Annotated in this window: 17 protein-coding genes; 12 read left to right on the top strand and 5 right to left on the bottom strand. The window is 72.7% G+C overall.

What is annotated here, in order from left to right; all coding sequences use genetic code 11:
• The first annotated feature begins 107 nt into the window (after positions 1-107).
• The 9 genes from D3218_RS15435 (at position 108) to D3218_RS15395 (ending at position 8,901) form a co-directional block, all read left to right on the top strand.
• Positions 108-1,121, top strand: a complete 1,014-nt coding sequence (locus D3218_RS15435) for a sulfate ABC transporter substrate-binding protein (RefSeq protein ID WP_119540966.1) — start codon at positions 108-110, stop codon at positions 1,119-1,121.
• A 76-nt stretch (positions 1,122-1,197) separates the two neighbouring features.
• Positions 1,198-2,091, top strand: coding sequence for a sulfate ABC transporter permease subunit CysT (cysT, locus tag D3218_RS15430; RefSeq protein WP_119540965.1), 894 nt, complete (start codon positions 1,198-1,200; stop codon positions 2,089-2,091).
• A complete protein-coding gene (cysW, locus tag D3218_RS15425) occupies positions 2,075-2,974 on the top strand; it encodes a sulfate ABC transporter permease subunit CysW (RefSeq protein WP_119540964.1) in 900 nt (299 codons plus the stop codon). Before cysT ends, cysW begins: the two co-directional genes overlap by 17 nt.
• A 16-nt stretch (positions 2,975-2,990) precedes the next feature.
• Positions 2,991-4,019 (top strand): sulfate/molybdate ABC transporter ATP-binding protein, encoded by a 1,029-nt coding sequence (locus D3218_RS15420; RefSeq protein ID WP_119541075.1) that lies wholly within the window; start codon positions 2,991-2,993, stop codon positions 4,017-4,019.
• 86 nt (positions 4,020-4,105) lie between these two features.
• Positions 4,106-4,780, top strand: coding sequence for a DUF7002 family protein (locus D3218_RS15415; protein WP_119540963.1), 675 nt, complete (start codon positions 4,106-4,108; stop codon positions 4,778-4,780).
• 71 nt (positions 4,781-4,851) lie between these two features.
• Positions 4,852-5,577 (top strand): GntR family transcriptional regulator, encoded by a 726-nt coding sequence (locus D3218_RS15410; protein WP_119540962.1) that lies wholly within the window; start codon positions 4,852-4,854, stop codon positions 5,575-5,577.
• A 77-nt stretch (positions 5,578-5,654) separates the two neighbouring features.
• Complete coding sequence (locus D3218_RS15405; RefSeq protein ID WP_119540961.1) at positions 5,655-6,617, top strand: dihydrodipicolinate synthase family protein; 963 nt, start codon at positions 5,655-5,657, stop codon at positions 6,615-6,617.
• 23 nt (positions 6,618-6,640) lie between these two features.
• A complete protein-coding gene (locus D3218_RS15400; protein ID WP_119540960.1) occupies positions 6,641-7,891 on the top strand; it encodes an NAD(P)/FAD-dependent oxidoreductase in 1,251 nt (416 codons plus the stop codon).
• A gap of 8 nt (positions 7,892-7,899) precedes the next feature.
• Positions 7,900-8,901, top strand: a complete 1,002-nt coding sequence (locus tag D3218_RS15395; RefSeq protein ID WP_119540959.1) for a 4-hydroxyproline epimerase — start codon at positions 7,900-7,902, stop codon at positions 8,899-8,901.
• On the opposite strand, the gene gstA is transcribed toward D3218_RS15395, so the two are convergent.
• Positions 8,902-9,507 (bottom strand): glutathione transferase GstA, encoded by a 606-nt coding sequence (gene gstA / locus D3218_RS15390; RefSeq protein ID WP_119540958.1) that lies wholly within the window; start codon positions 9,505-9,507, stop codon positions 8,902-8,904. It abuts the gene before it with no gap.
• 163 nt (positions 9,508-9,670) lie between these two features.
• Here gstA and D3218_RS15385 point away from each other — a divergent pair, with 163 nt between their 5' ends.
• Entirely contained in the window at positions 9,671-11,980 is a 2,310-nt protein-coding gene (locus tag D3218_RS15385; protein ID WP_119540957.1) for a Tex family protein, read from the top strand.
• A gap of 48 nt (positions 11,981-12,028) precedes the next feature.
• On the opposite strand, the gene D3218_RS15380 is transcribed toward D3218_RS15385, so the two are convergent.
• The 3 genes from D3218_RS15380 to D3218_RS15370 all read right to left on the bottom strand — a co-directional run bounded on the left by D3218_RS15380 (position 12,029) and on the right by D3218_RS15370 (position 14,293).
• Positions 12,029-12,739, bottom strand: coding sequence for an endonuclease III domain-containing protein (locus D3218_RS15380; protein ID WP_245415064.1), 711 nt, complete (start codon positions 12,737-12,739; stop codon positions 12,029-12,031).
• A gap of 76 nt (positions 12,740-12,815) precedes the next feature.
• Entirely contained in the window at positions 12,816-13,736 is a 921-nt protein-coding gene (locus tag D3218_RS15375) for a methylated-DNA--[protein]-cysteine S-methyltransferase (protein ID WP_119540956.1), read from the bottom strand.
• A 77-nt stretch (positions 13,737-13,813) separates the two neighbouring features.
• Positions 13,814-14,293 (bottom strand): DUF2244 domain-containing protein, encoded by a 480-nt coding sequence (locus D3218_RS15370; RefSeq protein ID WP_119540955.1) that lies wholly within the window; start codon positions 14,291-14,293, stop codon positions 13,814-13,816.
• Positions 14,294-14,491: 198 nt separating this feature from the next.
• On the opposite strand from D3218_RS15370, the gene nth reads away from it, so the two are divergent.
• The gene (gene nth / locus D3218_RS15365) at positions 14,492-15,247 is read left to right on the top strand and encodes an endonuclease III (protein ID WP_245415063.1); all 756 of its coding nucleotides are present in this window, start codon (positions 14,492-14,494) and stop codon (positions 15,245-15,247) included.
• Here the strand turns inward: nth and D3218_RS15360 are convergent.
• Positions 15,208-16,005, bottom strand: a complete 798-nt coding sequence (locus D3218_RS15360; protein WP_119540953.1) for a sulfate transporter family protein — start codon at positions 16,003-16,005, stop codon at positions 15,208-15,210. The genes nth and D3218_RS15360 overlap by 40 nt on opposite strands.
• A 140-nt stretch (positions 16,006-16,145) precedes the next feature.
• Here D3218_RS15360 and gshB point away from each other — a divergent pair, with 140 nt between their 5' ends.
• A complete protein-coding gene (gene gshB / locus D3218_RS15355) occupies positions 16,146-17,084 on the top strand; it encodes a glutathione synthase (RefSeq protein WP_119540952.1) in 939 nt (312 codons plus the stop codon).
• The last annotated feature ends 35 nt before the right edge of the window (positions 17,085-17,119 follow it).

The raw sequence follows: 17,119 nt of genomic DNA, 5'->3' as shown, positions 1-17,119 counted from the left end.
TGTCCACAAACTGACTTGATTTAGTAGATTGTTCCTGTTCCGATCCGTCCGGCGCCCATAGCCTCGTCTCATCGAAGCTCGGGCCTCAGGCCGGAAAGGAACCCCGAATGCGCCTCATCCCGTCGCTCGGAATGGCCGCCGCCGCGCTCCTGGCCCTCGCGGTGCCCGCGTCCGCCCAGACGCTGCTCAACGTCTCCTACGATCCGACGCGCGAGCTCTATCGCGACTTCAACGCCGCCTTCGCCGCGCATCGCAAGGCCGAGGGGCAGGACGCGCCCACCGTGCGCATGTCGCACGGCGGCTCGGGCGCGCAGGCGCGCACCGTGATCGACGGCCTCGACGCCGACGTCGTGACCCTGGCCCTCCAGGCCGACATCGATGCGATCGCCAAGGCCACCGGAAAGATTCCGGAGAACTGGCGCACGCTCCTGCCGCACAACTCGGCGCCCTACACGTCGACCATCGTGTTCCTGGTGCGCAAGGGCAATCCCAAGGGCATCGCCGACTGGGGCGACCTGGTGAAGGACGGCGTCCAGGTCGTCACGCCCAACCCCAAGACCTCGGGCGGCGCGCGCTGGAACTACCTGGCCGCCTGGGCCTGGGCCGACCGGCAGTTCGGCGGCGACGCCGAAAAGGTGAAGGCCTATGTGGGCGATGTCTATCGCCACGTGCCGGTGCTCGACACCGGGGCGCGCGGCTCCACCACCACCTTCGTCCAGCGCGGCATCGGCGACGTGCTCCTGGCCTGGGAGAACGAGGCCTTCCTGGCGCTGGAGGAACTCGGGCCCGACCAGTTCGAGATCGTGGTGCCCTCGGTCTCGATCCTGGCGGAGCCGCCGGTCGCGCTGGTGCCGGGCAACAGCGACGCCAAGGGCACGACCGAGGTGGCCAAGGCCTATCTCGACTATCTCTATTCGCCGGACGGCCAGAGCCTCGCGGCCAAGCATTTCTACCGTCCGTCCGAGCCCGAGAAGGTCGCCGACAAGGCGCTTCTAGAGCGGTTTCCGGCGGTGGACCTCGTGACGGTGGACGACGCCGAATTCGGCGGCTGGGCCAAGGTGCAGCCGGAGCATTTCGGCGACGGCGGCATCTTCGACCAGATCTACCGGCCCGCCAACTGACGGCCCGGCGAGCCCGGCCACCTTCCCCATCGAGCCGCCCGGGCGCGCCGCCGGCCGCCCCGTTTCCAGGAGCCCCATGGCCTCGACCGTCGCCGGACGCCCGGCCTTCCGCTTCCGACAGCCCAGCGTGGTGCCGGGCTTCGGCCTGTCGCTGGGCGTCACGCTCTGCGTCCTCAGCCTGCTCGTGCTCCTGCCCCTGTCGGCGCTGGCCGTCCGGGCGGCGGGGCTCGGGCCGGCTGAGTTCCTCGCGCTCGCCACCGACCGCCGGGTCGTGTCGGCGCTGACCCTGTCGTTCGGCGCCTCGCTGGTGGCGGCGCTGGTGAACGCCGCGTTCGGGCTGCTGCTCGCCTGGGTCCTGGTGCGCTACCGCTTTCCCGGCCGCCGGCTGGTGGACGCGGCGATCGACCTGCCCTTCGCCCTGCCCACGGCCGTGGCCGGCATCGCGCTGACCTCGCTCTACGCGCCGAACGGCTGGGTGGGCCGGCTGTTCGCGCCGGGCGGCCCCTTCGCGCCCATGTTCGGCGAAGGCGGCCTGCGCATCGCCTATTCGCCGCTCGGCGTGGTGGTGGCGCTGGTGTTCGTGTCGCTGCCCTTCGTGGTGCGCACGGTGCAGCCGGTGCTGGAGGAGGTCGACGCCGAGCTGGAGCAGGCCGCCGCGACCCTCGGGGCCAACCGCTTCCAGACCGTGTTCCGCGTCGTGCTGCCGAGCGTGCTGCCGGCGCTGCTCACCGGCTTCGCGCTGGCCCTCGCGCGCTCGATCGGCGAATACGGCTCGGTGATCTTCATCGCCGGCAACATCCCCTACGTGTCGGAGATCGCGCCGCTCCTGATCGTGATCCGGCTGGAGGAGTTCAACTATCCCGCCGCCACGGCCGTGGCGGCGCTGATGCTCCTGATCTCCTTCGCCATCCTGCTTCTCATCAACCTCCTTCAGACCTGGAGCCGGCGCAGACATGGCCTTGGCGCTTGATACCCACTCGCCGGCGCCGGCCGGCGCCGCGCGTCGCCGCCGTCCCTCGCCCACGGACGAGAGCCCGGCCGTCCGCTGGACGCTGATCGCCGTCGCGATGCTGTTCCTGGCGCTGGTCCTGTTCCTGCCGCTGGTGGCCGTGTTCGCGGAGGCGCTGCGCGGGGGCGTCGCCGCCTTCCGCGAGGCGGTGAGCGACCCGGACGCGCTCGCCGCCATCCGGCTGACGCTGACCGTCGCGGCCATCGCCGTGCCGGTGAACCTCGTGTTCGGCCTGTGCGCCGCCTGGGCGATCGCCAAGTTCGAGTTCCGCGGCAAGACGCTGCTGACCACGCTGATCGACCTGCCCTTCTCGGTCTCTCCGGTGATCGCGGGCCTGGTCTTCGTGCTCCTGTTCGGCGCCCAGGGCTATTTCCACTGGCTGGTGCAGGCGACGGGGATCCCCATCGTCTTCGCGCTGCCGGGCATCGTGATGGCCACCGTCTTCGTCACGCTGCCCTTCGTGGCGCGCGAGCTGATCCCGCTGATGCAGGAGCAGGGCACGGGCGACGAGGAGGCGGCGATCTCGCTCGGCGCCGGCGGCTGGCAGACCTTCCGGCGCGTGACGCTGCCCAACGTGCGCTGGGCGCTGCTCTACGGCGTGCTCCTGTGCAACGCGCGCGCCATGGGCGAGTTCGGGGCGGTCGCGGTGATCTCGGGCCGGATCCGGGGCGAGACCAACACGATGCCGCTCCATGTCGAGATCCTCTACAACGAATACGCCTTCTCGGCCGCCTTCGCCGTGGCCACGCTCCTGGCGCTGCTCGCCCTTCTCACCCTCTGCCTCAAGACCTTCCTGGAATGGCGCTATGCCGGCGACATCCGGGCCGGTCGCGGCGGCCACTGACGACGGAAAGTCCACGATGAAGATCGGCGTCCACAACATCCGCAAGGAATTCGACCGCTACCCCGCGCTGCACGACGTCTCGCTCGACATCCGCTCGGGCGAGCTGATCGCGCTGCTGGGGCCCTCCGGCTCGGGGAAGACCACGCTGCTCCGGCTGATCGCGGGGCTCGAGTTCCCCACCGCCGGCCGGATCCTGTTCGGCGACGAGGACGCCTCGGCCAAGAGCGTGCAGGAGCGCAACGTCGGCTTCGTGTTCCAGCACTACGCGCTGTTCAAGCACATGACGGTGGCCGACAATATCGGCTTCGGCCTGTCGGTGCGCGAGCGCCGCTCCCGGCCGCCCGGCGCCGAGATCCGCCGCCGGACGCAGGAGCTTCTCGACCTCGTGCAGCTTCCCGACATCGGCCGGCGCTATCCGATGCAGCTCTCGGGGGGCCAGCGCCAGCGCGTCGCGCTGGCCCGCGCGCTCGCCACCGAGCCGCGCGTGCTGCTGCTCGACGAGCCCTTCGGCGCGCTCGACGCCAAGGTGCGCAAGGACCTTCGCCGCTGGCTGCGCGAGCTGCACGAGCGCACCGGCCACACCACGGTCTTCGTCACCCACGACCAGGACGAGGCGGTGGAGCTGGCCGACCGGGTGGTGGTGATGAGCCAGGGCCGGATCGAGCAGGTGGGCTCGGCCGACGACATCTACGACCGGCCGGAGAGCCCCTTCGTGTTCTCCTTCATCGGCCAGTCCAACGAGCTGCCGGTGGCGGTGCGCGGCGGCGAGATCGCCTGCGGGGGCGTGCCGCTGGGACGTACCGACGCCGCCGACGGCGCCTGGCGCATGTTCGTGCGCCCGCACGACTTCGAGGTCCTGCCGGCCGAGGCGCGCGGCCTGTCGGGCCGCATCTCGCTGACGCGGCGCGTCGGCGGCGCGCGCATGGCCGAGTTCAACCTCGCGGAACCGGCGCGCCGGATCGAGGTGGAGCTGCCGGCCGACGCCCCGAGCGAGGCGGGAACGCCGATCACCGTGCGCCCCCGCCGCTGGCAGCTCTTCGCCTGAGGCCGGCGCGGCGCGGCGACGCGCCGCCTGCCGGGCCGGCCCGCGCGCCCCATCTGCGTCTCGACGCGGTTCGGGAGGCGCGGGGAATGAGCGAGGACGAGTTCGCCGAACTGGTCCGGGACTGCCCGGTCCTCTACCACATGACCACCGAGGGAAGCTGGCTCTCGATCCGGCGCCACGGGCTCTGGGGCACGGCGGCGCTCCTCGACCTGTTCGAGGTGGAGGGCGAGGCGCGCCGCTTGGTGGAAGCGCGTCGTGCGGCGTCGGTGCGGATCCGCCACCCCGAACACGGCGGCGCGACGATCCGCGACCAGAAGCCGTTGGCGGAGCGCAGCCTCGCCGCGTGTCTCGAGGACGGGCTGAGGCCGGCGGACTGGTATGCGCTCCTCAACGCCCGCGCCTTCTTCAGCCTCACGCGGGCGCGCCTCCTGCGGCTCCTCAACGCCGGCTCCTATCGCGCCGAGGCGCACGACGTGATCGAGGCGGACACCGCGTCGCTGGTCGCCGCCCATCGCGACCGGATCACGCTGTGCGCGATCAACTCGGGCTTTGCCGCGCGCCGGGCCGCGCCGCGCGGCCGCTCCACCTTCCTGCCCATCGCGGACTATCCCTACGCCGCCTGGCGCGCGAAGCGGGCGCGGGGCGAGCGCGTGGTGGAGCTTGCCGTCGAGCCCGGCGTGCCCGACATCGCCGCGCATGTGCGCCGGGTGGTGCGCATGCGCGGTGGGCGGGAGATCGAGACGCTCTGGCGGCGCGGCTGAGGCCCGGCCGGGCTGGCCTTCGCCGCGTCCGCCGCCTAAAGCTCGGCCCCGTCCCGCTTCCAGGAGCCCCCATGAGCGAGCCCGCCGATCCGACGACCCCGGAGCGCCGACGCGGCTCGGGCGCGCGGCTCGTCTACGAGCAGCTCCGCGACGAGATCCTGGACCTCCGTCTCGCGCCCGGCAGCCCGGTGGACGAGGTGGCGCTGTCCGAACGCTTCGGCCTGTCGCGCACGCCGGTGCGCGAGGCGCTGGTGCGCCTCCAGGGGGAGGGGCTGGTGACGGCCCTGCCCAACCGCTCCACTCTCGTGTCGTCGCTCGACGTCGCCGCGCTGCCGCCCTTCTTCGACGCGCTGGTCCTGATGTACCGCGTCACCACGCGGCTCGCCGCCGAGCATCACCGCGCGGGCGACCTCGACGCCATCCGCGCCCGGCAGGCGGCCTTCGCCGAGGCCGTCGCCGCGCAGGACGCGCTGGCCATGATCGCCACCAACGCCGCCTTCCACGCCGCGATCGCCGAGGCCGGGCGGAACCCCTACTTCTGCGCGCTGTTCGACCGGCTGCTGAACGACGGCCGGCGCCTGCTCCGGCTCTACTACGAATCCTACGACGACCGCCTGCCACGGCGCTTCGTGGAGGAGCACGAGGACCTGATCGCCGCCCTGGCCGCGCGCGACGCCGAGGCGTCCGACCGGCTGGCAGGTGCCCATGCCGAGCAGATCGTGGAGCAGATCGGCCGGCTGATGGCGCGCCGCTCCGACCTGGCGATCGCACTCACGCGCAGTTCTGTCGACAAATAGAATGCAGAGTGGTAATCGGGGGGTATGAGGCGCGGCGCCGTCGGTGCCCGTCCGCCCCGAACCGTCAGGAGCCCGCCATGTCCTCGACCGTCTTCTCCGGGGTGATCCCCGCCCTGATGACGCCGTGCCGCCCCGACCGCACGCCCGACTTCGACGCGCTGGTCGCCACCGCCCGCCGCCTCGTCGCGGCGGGCATGTCGGCCGTGGTCTATTGCGGCTCGATGGGCGACTGGCCGCTCCTGACCGACGCGGAGCGCATGGAGGGCGTGGAACGGCTCTGCCGCGCCGGCGTGCCGGTGATCGTCGGCACGGGCGCGGTGAGCACGGCCGCGGCCGCGGCCCATGCCGCGCACGCCGCGAAGGTCGGCGCCAAGGGGCTCATGGTCATTCCGCGCGTCCTGTCGCGCGGCACGGTGCCCGCCGCCCAGAAGGCGCATTTCAAGGCCGTGCTTTCGGCCGCGCCGGAGCTTCCGGCGGTGATCTACAACAGCCCGTACTATGGCTTTGCGACACGCGCCGAGCTGTTCTTCGCGCTGCGCGCCGAGCATCCCAACCTCGTCGGCTTCAAGGAGTTCGGCGGCCCGGACGACCTGCGCTACGCGGCCGAGCACATCACCAGCCGCGACGACGGCGTGACGCTGATGGTGGGCGTCGACACCGCCGTGGTGCACGGCTTCGTCAACTGCGGAGCGACCGGCGCCATCACCGGCATCGGCAACGTGCTGCCGCGCGAGGTGCTGCACCTGTGCGCCCTGTCCGAGGCGGCGGCGCGGGGCGACGCCGAGGCGCGGCGCCAGGCCGGCGAGCTGGAGGCGGCGCTCGCCGTCCTGTCCTCGTTCGACGAGGGGCCGGATCTCGTGCTCTTCTTCAAGCACCTGATGGTGCTCAAGGGATACGGCGAGTTCGCGCTGCACTTCAACGAGAGCGACGCCTTGTCCGCGTCGCAGCGCGGCTATGCCGAGGCGCAGCTCGCCCTGTTCGACGCCTGGTACGCCGACTGGTCGCGCACGGCGACCCACGCGCCGCGTCGCGCCGCCTGAACGGCCGGGGACCCGTTTCGCCCGTGGAGGACGCCCCGGAGCCGGACGTGATCGTGATCGGGGCCGGCGTGGTCGGCCTGTCGGCGGCGCTCGCCCTCCAGGGGCGCGGGCGCCGGGTCCTGGTGATCGACCGCGAGGGACCGGCGGCGGGCGCCTCGGCCGGCAACGCGGGTGCCTTCGCCTTCACCGACATCCTGCCGCTCGCCTCGCCGGGGCTGATGCGCAAGGCCCCGCGCTGGCTGCTCGACCCGCTGGGGCCGCTCTCGGTGCCGATCCCGTACGCGCCGCGCGTCGCGCCCTGGATGTGGCGCGTGGCGCGGGCCTGCTCGCCAACGCGCGTCGAGGCGGCGACCGCCGCGCAGACCGCGCTGATGGACCTGTCGCGCGCCGAGCTCGAACCCTTCCTCGCCGCCACCGGCACGCTGCCGATGCTGCGCCGGGAGGGCAATCTCGAACTCTACGAGAGCGAGGCCGAGTGGCTCGCCTCCTTGCCCGGCTGGGACGCGCGCGAGCGGCACGGCATCGACTTCCGCCACCTCGACGCAGGCGACATGGCGGCCGTGCAGCCCGGCCTTTCGCCCCGCTTCGTGCGCGGCACCTTCACGCCCGGCTGGTTCTCGATCGCCGATCCGCGCGACTACGTGCTGGCGCTGGCCGAGCGGTTCGCTGCCGGCGGCGGCGCGATCGCCGTCGCGGATGCGCGCGCGCTGCGGCCGGACGCCGGGGGCGTCACGGTGGAGACGCAAGGGGCCGCGCGCCGCGCCGGGCAGGTGGTGGTGGCGGCGGGCGCCTTCTCGCACCGGCTCGCCCGCACGCTCGGCGAGCGCATCCCGCTGGAAACCGAGCGCGGCTACAACACGACCTTGCCGCCCGGCGCCTTCGACCTGCGCACGCAGGTCACCTTCGGGGGCCATGGGTTCGTGGTCACCCGGCTGGCGGGCGGCATCCGCGTCGGCGGCGCGGTGGAACTCGCCGGCCTAGAGCGGGCGCCGGACTTCCGGCGGTCCGAGGCGATGCTCGCCAAGGCGGCGCGCTTCCTGCCGGGCCTCCGCACCGAGGGCGGGCGGCCGTGGATGGGCTTTCGCCCCTCCTTGCCCGATTCGCTGCCCGCGATCGGCTTCTCGCGCGGCAGCCGGCGGGTCGCCTATGCCTTCGGCCACGGCCATCTCGGCCTCACGCAGTCGGCCGGCACGGCGCGCCTCGTCGCCGACCTCCTGACCGGACAGGTTCCGCCGATCCCGCTTCGATCCTTCTCCCCCCAGCGTTTCGCTTGAGGCATCCCATGGCAACCCGCACCTTCTCCTGCCTCGACGGCCACACCTGCGGCAACCCGGTGCGCCTCGTGTCCGGCGGCGGGCCGCTCCTGGAGGGCGCCACCATGCTGGAGCGGCGGGCGCATTTCCTGGCGCAGTACGACTGGATCCGCACCGGCCTGATGTTCGAGCCGCGCGGCCACGACATGATGTCGGGCTCGATCCTCTACCCGCCGACCCGCGCCGACTGCGACGTGGGCGTCCTGTTCATCGAGACCTCGGGCTGCCTGCCCATGTGCGGCCACGGGCTGATCGGCACGGTGACCATGGCGATCGAGAACGGGCTCGTCACCCCGCGCGAGCCGGGGCGGCTGGCGGTGGACGCACCGGCCGGCCGGGTCGACGTGACCTACGTCCAGGACGGCCGCTTCGTGGAGGAGGTGCGCCTGCGCAACGTGCCGGGCTTCCTCCATTCGGAAGGGCTCGCGGTCCAGGTCGAAGGGTTCGGCGAGGTGGTGGTCGACGTCGCCTATGGCGGCAACTTCTACGCCATCGTGGAGCCGCAGGCGGTGTATCGCGACATGGCGGACTTCTCGGCGGGCGACCTGATCGCCCTGTCGCCCCGCCTGCGCCGGGCGCTCAACGAACGCTACGAGTTCGTCCATCCCGAACACCCGGCGATCCGGGGCCTCAGCCATGTCCTGTGGACAGGCGCCCCGCGCCACGCGGAGGCGCACGCGCGCAACGCCGTGTTCTACGGCGACAAGGCGATCGACCGCAGCCCCTGCGGCACCGGCACCTCGGCGCGCATGGCGCAGCTCGCCGCCAAGGGGCGCCTGGCGGTCGGCGACGACTTCGTGCACGAGAGCATCATCGGCTCGCTGTTCCGGGGCCGGGTGGAGGCGGCCGCCACCGTGGGCGACCGCCCGGCGATCGTGCCCTCGGTCGCCGGCTGGGCGCGTCAGACCGGCATCAACACGATCTTCATCGACGACCGCGACCCCTTCGCCCACGGTTTCGTGGTGGCCTGATCAGGCGAGGCCCTCGGCCTCGAGCGCCCGCCGGACCGCCGGGCGGGCCTGCACCGCCGCCATGAAGCGCGCGATGTTGGGGAAGGCCGTCATGTCGAGCCGCATCGCGTCCGCCCAGCGCAGCACGGTGAAGAGGTAGGCGTCGGCCGCCGTGAACCCTTCGCCGGTGAGGAAGGTCCGGTCGGCCAGCGCATCGTCCACGAAGGCGAAGCGCCGGGCCAGGATCTCCCGCTGGATCTCCTTGGTGGCGTCCGGGGTGTTCGGCTTGAACAGCGGGCTGAACTGCTTGTGCAGCTCGGTGGAGACGAAGGCGAGCCACTGCTGCGCGCGGTAGCGCTCCGTGGTGCCGGCCGCCGGCATCAGGCCGGAGCCGGGCTTGCGGTCCGCCAGGTACTGCACCACCACGGAGGCCTCCGTAAGCACCGGGCCGTCGCCGATGTCGAGCGCCGGCACGTAGCCGTTCGGGTTGACCGCGGCGTAGTCCGACCCGTCGCCGAGCGTCTTGCGGGCGAGATCCACCGCCACCAGCTCGACGGGAAGGTCCGCCTCGCAGGCGACGATGTGGGGCGCGAGCGAGCACGCGCCGGGCTTGTAGTAGAGCTTCATGGACGAAAATCTCCCTTGGAAACGGTTGCGTCCCATGCCACGCCTTGGCCGTTCGCGCAGCCGGGGCGCGGGGGAACGCAGTGTTCACGCTCCACCTCCTTCGCCGCGAATGCGCCGACTTGGTGGCCGAGGGGTCGCCGCAGTTCCAGGAGCGGAGAGCCACATGACCACCACGCAATCGGCCATCGAGAGCACCATCGCCGGCGAGATCGGGGCGCGGGCCGAACAGGTCGCGGCGGCGGTGGCGCTTCTGGACGGCGGCGCCACGGTGCCCTTCGTCGCGCGCTACCGCAAGGAGGCGACGGGCGGGCTCGACGACACGCAGCTCCGCGCGCTGGAGACGCGCCTCGCCTACCTGCGCGAGCTGGAGGCGCGCCGCGCCGCGGTGCTGAAGTCGGTGCGCGAGCAGGGCAAGCTCACGCGCGAGATCGAGGCGGCGATCCGGGGCGCGGCGACGCGGGTCGCGCTGGAGGACGTCTATCTTCCCTTCCGCCCCAAGCGCCGAAACCGCGCCGACGCCGCCCGCGAGCGCGGCCTCGGCCCGCTCGCCGAGCGCATCCTCGCCGACCGCGCGGCCGATCCCGCCGCGCTCGCCGCCCGCTTCGTGACGGCCGACGTGCCGGACGCGAAGGCCGCGCTGGAGGGCGCGCGCGACATCGTCGCCGAGGGCATGGCGGAGAACCCCGCGCTGGTCGGCGAGATCCGGCGCCACCTCGTGGCCAGGGCGCGGCTGCGGGCGCGCGTGGTGGCGGGCAAGGAGGAGACGGGCGCCAAGTTCTCCGACTATTTCGACCACGACGAGAAGTGGGCCACCGCGCCGAGCCACCGGGTGCTGGCGCTGCTGCGCGCCGAGAAGGAAGGCGTGGTCGCGCTCGAGATCGAGGTGGACGCGGACGATCCGGCGAGCGTGAAGCCGGTGGAGGCGATGGTCGCGCGGCATGCCGGCGCGAGGCTCGCGGGCGGCGGGGCGGGCGACGCATGGCTTCTGGGCGTCGCGCGCTGGGCCTGGCGGCAGAAGCTGCGCCCGAGCCTCTCCACCGAGCTGATGGGAACGCTGAAGGACGGCGCCGACGGCGAGGCGATCCGCGTCTTCTCGCGCAATCTCAAGGACCTGCTCCTGGCCGCGCCCGCCGGCGCCAGGACGGTGCTGGGCCTCGATCCCGGCGTGCGCACCGGCGTCAAGGTCGCGGTGGTGGACGCCACGGGCCGCCTCCTGGACAGCGCCACCGTGTACCCGTTCCAGCCGCGCAACGACGTCGCCGGCGCCAGCGCGACGCTCGCCCGCCTGATCGCCCGCCACGGCGTCGAACTGGTGGCGATCGGCAACGGCACCGCGAGCCGCGAGACCGAGGCCCTCGCCGCCGCCGTGATCGCCGGTCTGCCGGGCGCCAAGCCGGCGAAGGCGGTGGTGAGCGAGGCGGGCGCCTCGGTCTACTCGGCCTCCGAGCTCGCCGCCCGCGAGATGCCGGACGTGGACGTCTCGATCCGGGGCGCCGTGTCGATCGCGCGGCGCCTGCAGGACCCTCTGTCCGAACTCATCAAGGTCGATCCCAAGGCGATCGGCGTCGGCCAGTACCAGCACGACGTGGACCAGGGACGCCTGTCGCGCGCGCTCGACGCGGTGGTGGAGGACGCGGTGAACGCGGTCGGCGTCGATCTCAACACCGCCTCCGCCGCGCTCCTGTCGCACGTCGCCGGGCTCGGGCCGGCGCTGGCCGATGCGATCGTCGCGCACCGCGACGCGAACGGCCCGTTCGCCTCGCGCCGCCGGCTCCTCGACGTGGCGCGCCTCGGGCCGAAGGCCTTCGAGCAATGCGCCGGCTTCCTGCGCATCGCGGACGGCGCGGAGCCGCTCGACGCCTCGGCCGTGCACCCGGAAGCCTATCCGGTGGCGCGCCGGATCGTGGCGGCACTGGGCCGCGACGTGCGAAGCGCGATGCGCGATCCGGCCGCGCTGAAGTCGCTCGATCCCGGCCGCTTCGTGGGCGACGGGTTCGGCCTGCCGACCGTGCGCGACATCATCGCCGAGCTGGAGAAGCCCGGCCGCGATCCGCGACCCGCCTTCCGGACCGCGACCTTCGCCGAAGGCGTGGACACGATCGGGGACCTGCGGCCCGGCATGAGCCTGGAGGGCACGGTCACCAACGTCGCGGCCTTCGGCGCCTTCGTGGACATCGGCGTCCACCAGGACGGGCTGGTGCATGTCTCCCAGCTCGCCGACTGTTTCGTGAAGGATCCGGCCGAGGTGGTCAGGACGGGGCAGATCGTGCGGGTGCGCGTGGTGGAGGTGGACGTGAAGCGCAAGCGGATCTCCCTGTCCATGCGGCGCGATCCGGCCGAGGGCGGCGCGCCCGCGGGGCGACCGGCCTCCGGGACGGCGGCGCCCAGGCCGCAGCCCGCGCCCCGGGCGGAGCCGGCGCGCGAGGAGGGCGCTCTCGGCGCGGCGCTTTCGGCCGCGCTGAAGCGCCGGTAGGCCGGGCGATCGGGGCCGGCCGGAGCGTGGGGCGCCAAGGGTCCGGCGTCAGGCGTCGGGCGCCTCGCGCACCGCGGCGTACCAGCGGCAGAGGTCGGCCAGGAAGCAGGTCTCGCAACGCGGCCGCCGCGACAGGCACACGCTCTTGCCGAACTGGATCAGCCAGAAATGGCCGTCGTGCCGCGCCCAGTCGGGCACGGTGCGCTCCAGCGCCTCGGCGGTCCGGTCGGCCGTGCGCTCGCGCGTGATGCCGGTGCGGTTGCAGACGCGGAAGACGTGGGTGTCCACGGCGATCACGTCCTGGTCGAAGGCGAAGCTCATGACGATGTCGGCGCATTTGCGCCCGATGCCGGGCAGGCTCATCAGGCCCTCGCGCGTGCGCGGCACCACGCGCCCATGCTCGGCGATCAGCGCCGCGCAGAGGCGATGGATGCTCCTCGCCTTCATGTTGTAGAGCCCGCACGGCTTGATCGCCCGCGCGATCTCCTCCTGCGGCAGGCGCAGCATCGCGTCGGGCGTGGTGGCGAGGGCGAACAGCGCGCGCACGGCGGCGGCCGTGTTGACGTCGCGGCTCTGGGCCGACAGGAGGCAGGAGACCACGGAGCGGAACGGGTCGGGCTGGTCCTTCGGGCCCTTCGCGTCGCGGGTCCGGCCGGGCATGTGCTCGCGCAGGCGGCGAAAGGCCTCCGCGCGCTCCGGTGCGCTCATCGCGCCCGCATCGCCCGCCGGCGTGTCCGCCTCCACCGTCCGTGCGTCCATATCGTCGCCGTTCCCGCCCGTTGCCTCGCCCGCGAAGGACGCTCCGGCGGCCCGCCGCGTTCCCGGCCTGCGGCGATCAGCCCGCGCGCGTCATCGCGAACTCCCAGCCGAGCATGGCGCGCTTGCGCGTCAGGCCCCAATGGTAGCCGGTGAGCGCGCCGGACTTTCCGACCACGCGGTGGCAGGGCACCACGAAGGAGATCGGGTTGCGGCCGACCGCCGCGCCCACGGCGCGCGAGGCCTTGGGCGCCCCGATCTCGGCCGCGATGCCCGAATAGGTGTGTGCCTCGCCGAGCGGGATGGCGAGGAGCCGCTCCCACACCCGCACCTCGAAGTCGGTGCCGATCAGCACGATGCGCAGCGGCGCGCCGGCGGCCCATTCCTGCGGACGGAACACGCGGGCGAGCCGCCGCGCCGCACCCTCGTCGCTGCGGGTCGCCTCGGCGCGCGGCCAGCGGCCCAGCATGTCGGACAGCGCATGCGCGTCGCCGCCCCGGTCCTCGTCGGAGAAGGCGAGCCCGGCGAGCCCCTGCGCGGTCCAGATCGCGAGCGCCCGGCCGAAGGGCGTGTCCGCGAAGCCGTAGGCGAGGCTCAATCCCTGGCCGCGCGCCTTGTGCAGGCCGGGGCTCATCGCCTCGTGCTTGACGAAGAGGTCGTGCAGGCGCGAGGGGCCGGACAGGCCGACCTCGAGGGCGGTGTCGAGCAGCGGCAGGCCGTCGGCCAGGAGGCGGCGCGCGTGATCGATGGTCACCGCCTGGAGGAAGGCCTTGGGGCTGAGCCCCGCCCAGCGGCGGCACGCGGCCTCCAGACGCTGGGGCGTGACGCCGCAGGCCTCGGCCACGGCGTCCAGCGAGGGCTGGCTGCGATACTCGGCCGAGATGAACTCGATCGCCGCGCGCACCAGCGGATAGTCGGACGGGGGCGGAACTTCGCTGAGGCCGTCCGAGGCCGCGTCCGGCGGCAGGGCCGAGACGGGGGACGGGGCGTGAAGGGTCATCGGATCGCTCCTCGGCGGGTGGTCGCGCCGAACTTGGACCCTCGGGGCTTCGCCCGCCACCCGTTTTCCGGCACCCGTCAGCCGCGCTTGGCCTCGTGGAGCGCCCGGCCGAACGCCTCGGCGAAGCTCGCCCGGTCCTCCGGGTTCAGGAAGGCGCCGATCTCGGTCTGGCGACCCTCGCCGGCGACGGCCATGTGCGTGACCCCGGCCAGTTCGTGCCGACGCACCAGGAACCGCGCCCAGAACGGATTGTAGCGCGCCTCCTGCACGGTGCCGCGCGCCGAGGTCTTGCGGATGGTGAGCTCCAGCCGCGACACGCGCACCTCCTCGGTGGCGCGCGCCGAACGGAAGCTGGCGCGCAGCGCGAGCCACAGGAGGCACACGTCCAGCCCGAAGAAGCCCACCACCGGCCAGGCCCCGTGCGACAGGAACACCAGGCCCGACAGGAGGCTCGCTCCGCCGAACAGGGCCATGGTGACGTTGAAGCCGCGCCGGCCAAGCGAGCGGTAGGGGGTCAGGAGGGCGTGGAACACGGTGCGCTCGGAGCCGTCGGTCATCCGCGTCTTGCCTCGCAGGCTGGATCCGTTCCAAACAGGGACGGGCCCGATGGGCCCGTCAGCGCATCATAGGTGGAAACCATGGCGGAAAAAGCGCCTGCGGCCAAACGCGCCCCGAAGGCATCGGAGAAAGCGCCGCGAAAGCGATCCGACGCGTCGGAGCCGAAGGCCGGCGGGGCGAGCGCGCTCGCCCGGGCGGTGCGCGCCAAGGCCGGCGCCGAAGCGCCGCCGATCCCCTACGCGCCGGAGGAGGTGGCCGAGATCTTCCGCCGCTTCGCCGTCCAGCGCGCGCATCCGACCTCCGAGCTGGAGCACGTCAACACGTTCACGCTGTTGGTGGCCGTGGTGCTCTCGGCGCAGATGACGGACGCCGGCGTCAACCGGGCGACGCGGGACCTCTTCGCCCGGGCGGCGACCCCCGAGACCATGGCGGCGCTTGGCGAGGACGCGATCCGCGAGGCGATCCGGACGATCGGCTTCTTCCGAACCAAGGCGCGGAACGTCCATCGCCTGTCCGAGATCCTCCGGGACCGGCACGGCGGCGAGGTGCCGCGCGAGCGGGCGGCGCTGGAGGCGCTGCCGGGCGTCGGACGCAAGACCGCCAACGTCATCATGAACACGGCCTTCGGCGAGGAGACGCTGGCGGTCGACACGCATATCCTGCGCATCGGCAACCGTATCCGGATCGCGCCGGGCAAGACGCCGGAGGCGGTGGAGCAGGGGTTCCTCGCGATCATCCCGGACGGGTTCCTGCGCCACGCCCACCATTGGCTGATCCTGCACGGGCGCTTCGTGTGCAAGGCGCGCAAGCCCGACTGCGCGGTGTGCGTCATCGCCGACCTCTGCCGGGCCGACGAGAAGACGTGCGACACGGCCGCGCCCCTGGTCGCCCTGCCGGACGCGCCGCCGGGACCTCAGCCCCTGCCGCCGGGGGCGAAGCGGCCGGGCGGCTGAGACGCGGCGGCCTCGCCGCCGATCGCGCCCGGCGTGCCGGCGGCGGGGAGCGGCAGGCCGCCCTCGCGCTGCGACACGCGCTGGTGGAGGTGCACCATCATCGCGGCGGCGAACAGCGGCGTCAGGAGATTGAGGATCGGCACCGCCAGGAAAGCGGCAAGCAGCAGCCCGGCCAGAAACACCGTCGTGCCGTAGCGGGTGCGCAGCGTGCGAACCTCCTCCTCCGACCGGTAGCGCAGCGCCGCGAACTCGAAATACTCGCGCCCCAGCAGATAGCCGTTGATCACGAAGAAGGCGCCGAAATTGACCACCGGCACCCAGAGCAGCGCGAAGGCGACGAGATTGCCGAGGATCACGACGCCGAAGAAGCGGACCGAGAGCACGACGGAGCGGCCGAGCGGCAGGGCGCGCCCCACCGGCTGGCCGGCGTAGTCGTCGCGCTCCACCACCTCGGCCACGTCGTCCAGGAACAGGCCCGCGATCACCGCCGAGACCGGGGCGATCAGGAAGGCGAGAAGGAAGGCCAGCGCGATCCCGGCCGCCCATCCGGCGAAGGTGCCGGCATTGTCGACCCAGGCCGGCATGTCCGGCGAGAACTGCGCGAAGAAGGGGATCGCGACCCATTCGAACAGCCAGCGCACGGCGAACCACAGCGCCACCAGCACCACGGCGGTGAGGCCGAGCGACTTCCAGAGCGCGGCCCGGAAGGGCGGTGAGAAGAGGTCGCGCAGGGCGCGGGCGGCCGAGGCCAGGATCATCGCGGGCGGCTCCTTGAGCGGGTCTGCGACCACGAGATGGGAGGCGCGAGGCGCGCCGGCAACTGGAGGCGCATGGACTTGGGCCCGGTTCCCCGCTACCTCGCGCCGGTAAGCGCCCATTCCAGCCGGGGAAAGCCGCCATGTCGCTCAAGGTCGCGGTCCAGATGGACCATGTGTCGGGAATCACCATCAAGGGCGATTCGACCTTCGCCCTGTGCCTGGAGGCGGAGCGGCGCGGGCACGAGCTGTTCCACTACACGCCCGACCGGCTGTCGCTGCGCGACGGGCGCGCGACGGCCCGCGTCGAGACGATGAACCTCGTGGAGGAGCAGGGCCGGCACTTCACCCTCGGCGCGCCGGAGAAGGTGGACCTCTCCGAGATGGACGTGGTGCTGCTGCGCCAGGACCCGCCCTTCGACATGAACTACATCACCTCCACCCACATCCTGGAGCGCATCCACCCGAAGACGCTGGTGGTCAACGATCCGGCCTGGGTGCGCAACATGCCCGAGAAGATCTTCGTCACCGAGTTCGCCGACCTGATGCCGGAGACGATCATCACCAAGGATCCGGACGAGGTCGCCGCGTTTCGCGCCGAGTTCGGCGAGATCGTGATGAAGCCGCTCTACGGCAACGGCGGCGCGGGCGTGTTCCACCTGACGCGGGAGGACCGCAACCTGTCCTCCTTCATGGAGACCTTCGCGCTCCTGTTCCGCGAGCCCTTCATCGTGCAACGCTACCTGAAGGACGTGCGCCGGGGCGACAAGCGCGTGATCCTGATCGACGGCGAGCCGGTGGGCGCGATCAACCGCGTGCCGTCCGAGACCGACGCGCGCTCCAACATGCATGTGGGCGGGCGAGCCGAGCCGACCGAGCTGACGGAGCGCGAGCGCGAGATCTGCGCGCGGATCGGCCCGGCGCTGAAGGAGCGCGGCCAGGTCTTCGTCGGCATCGACGTGATCGGCGACTACCTGACCGAGATCAACGTCACCTCGCCGACGGGCATCCGCGAGGTGAAGCGGTTCGGCGGCGCCGACATCGCCGCGCTCTACTGGGACGCGGTGGAGGCCAAGCGATAGGCCGGGCCGCATCCTGAACGCCCGATGAACGCGGC

It is taken from the genome of Aureimonas flava (genome assembly GCF_003583935.1).
GTDB classification, from domain to species: Bacteria; Pseudomonadota; Alphaproteobacteria; order Rhizobiales; family Rhizobiaceae; genus Aureimonas; species Aureimonas flava.
The sequence above is the reverse complement of the archived record's forward strand: the minus strand, read 5'-3'. Positions and strand labels throughout refer to the sequence as shown.

Coding starts and splice junctions, on each gene's coding strand:
- D3218_RS15370 (WP_119540955.1), bottom strand. CDS start 14,293: ATGACCGACGGCTCCGAGCGCACCGTGTTCCACGCCCTCCTGACCCCC.
- cysW (WP_119540964.1), top strand. CDS start 2,075: ATGGCCTTGGCGCTTGATACCCACTCGCCGGCGCCGGCCGGCGCCGCG.
- D3218_RS15385 (WP_119540957.1), top strand. CDS start 9,671: ATGACCACCACGCAATCGGCCATCGAGAGCACCATCGCCGGCGAGATC.
- D3218_RS15435 (WP_119540966.1), top strand. CDS start 108: ATGCGCCTCATCCCGTCGCTCGGAATGGCCGCCGCCGCGCTCCTGGCC.
- cysT (WP_119540965.1), top strand. CDS start 1,198: ATGGCCTCGACCGTCGCCGGACGCCCGGCCTTCCGCTTCCGACAGCCC.
- gshB (WP_119540952.1), top strand. CDS start 16,146: ATGTCGCTCAAGGTCGCGGTCCAGATGGACCATGTGTCGGGAATCACC.
- D3218_RS15395 (WP_119540959.1), top strand. CDS start 7,900: ATGGCAACCCGCACCTTCTCCTGCCTCGACGGCCACACCTGCGGCAAC.
- gstA (WP_119540958.1), bottom strand. CDS start 9,507: ATGAAGCTCTACTACAAGCCCGGCGCGTGCTCGCTCGCGCCCCACATC.
- D3218_RS15380 (WP_245415064.1), bottom strand. CDS start 12,739: ATGGACGCACGGACGGTGGAGGCGGACACGCCGGCGGGCGATGCGGGC.
- D3218_RS15405 (WP_119540961.1), top strand. CDS start 5,655: ATGTCCTCGACCGTCTTCTCCGGGGTGATCCCCGCCCTGATGACGCCG.
- D3218_RS15410 (WP_119540962.1), top strand. CDS start 4,852: ATGAGCGAGCCCGCCGATCCGACGACCCCGGAGCGCCGACGCGGCTCG.
- D3218_RS15360 (WP_119540953.1), bottom strand. CDS start 16,005: ATGATCCTGGCCTCGGCCGCCCGCGCCCTGCGCGACCTCTTCTCACCG.
- D3218_RS15415 (WP_119540963.1), top strand. CDS start 4,106: ATGAGCGAGGACGAGTTCGCCGAACTGGTCCGGGACTGCCCGGTCCTC.
- D3218_RS15420 (WP_119541075.1), top strand. CDS start 2,991: ATGAAGATCGGCGTCCACAACATCCGCAAGGAATTCGACCGCTACCCC.
- D3218_RS15375 (WP_119540956.1), bottom strand. CDS start 13,736: ATGACCCTTCACGCCCCGTCCCCCGTCTCGGCCCTGCCGCCGGACGCG.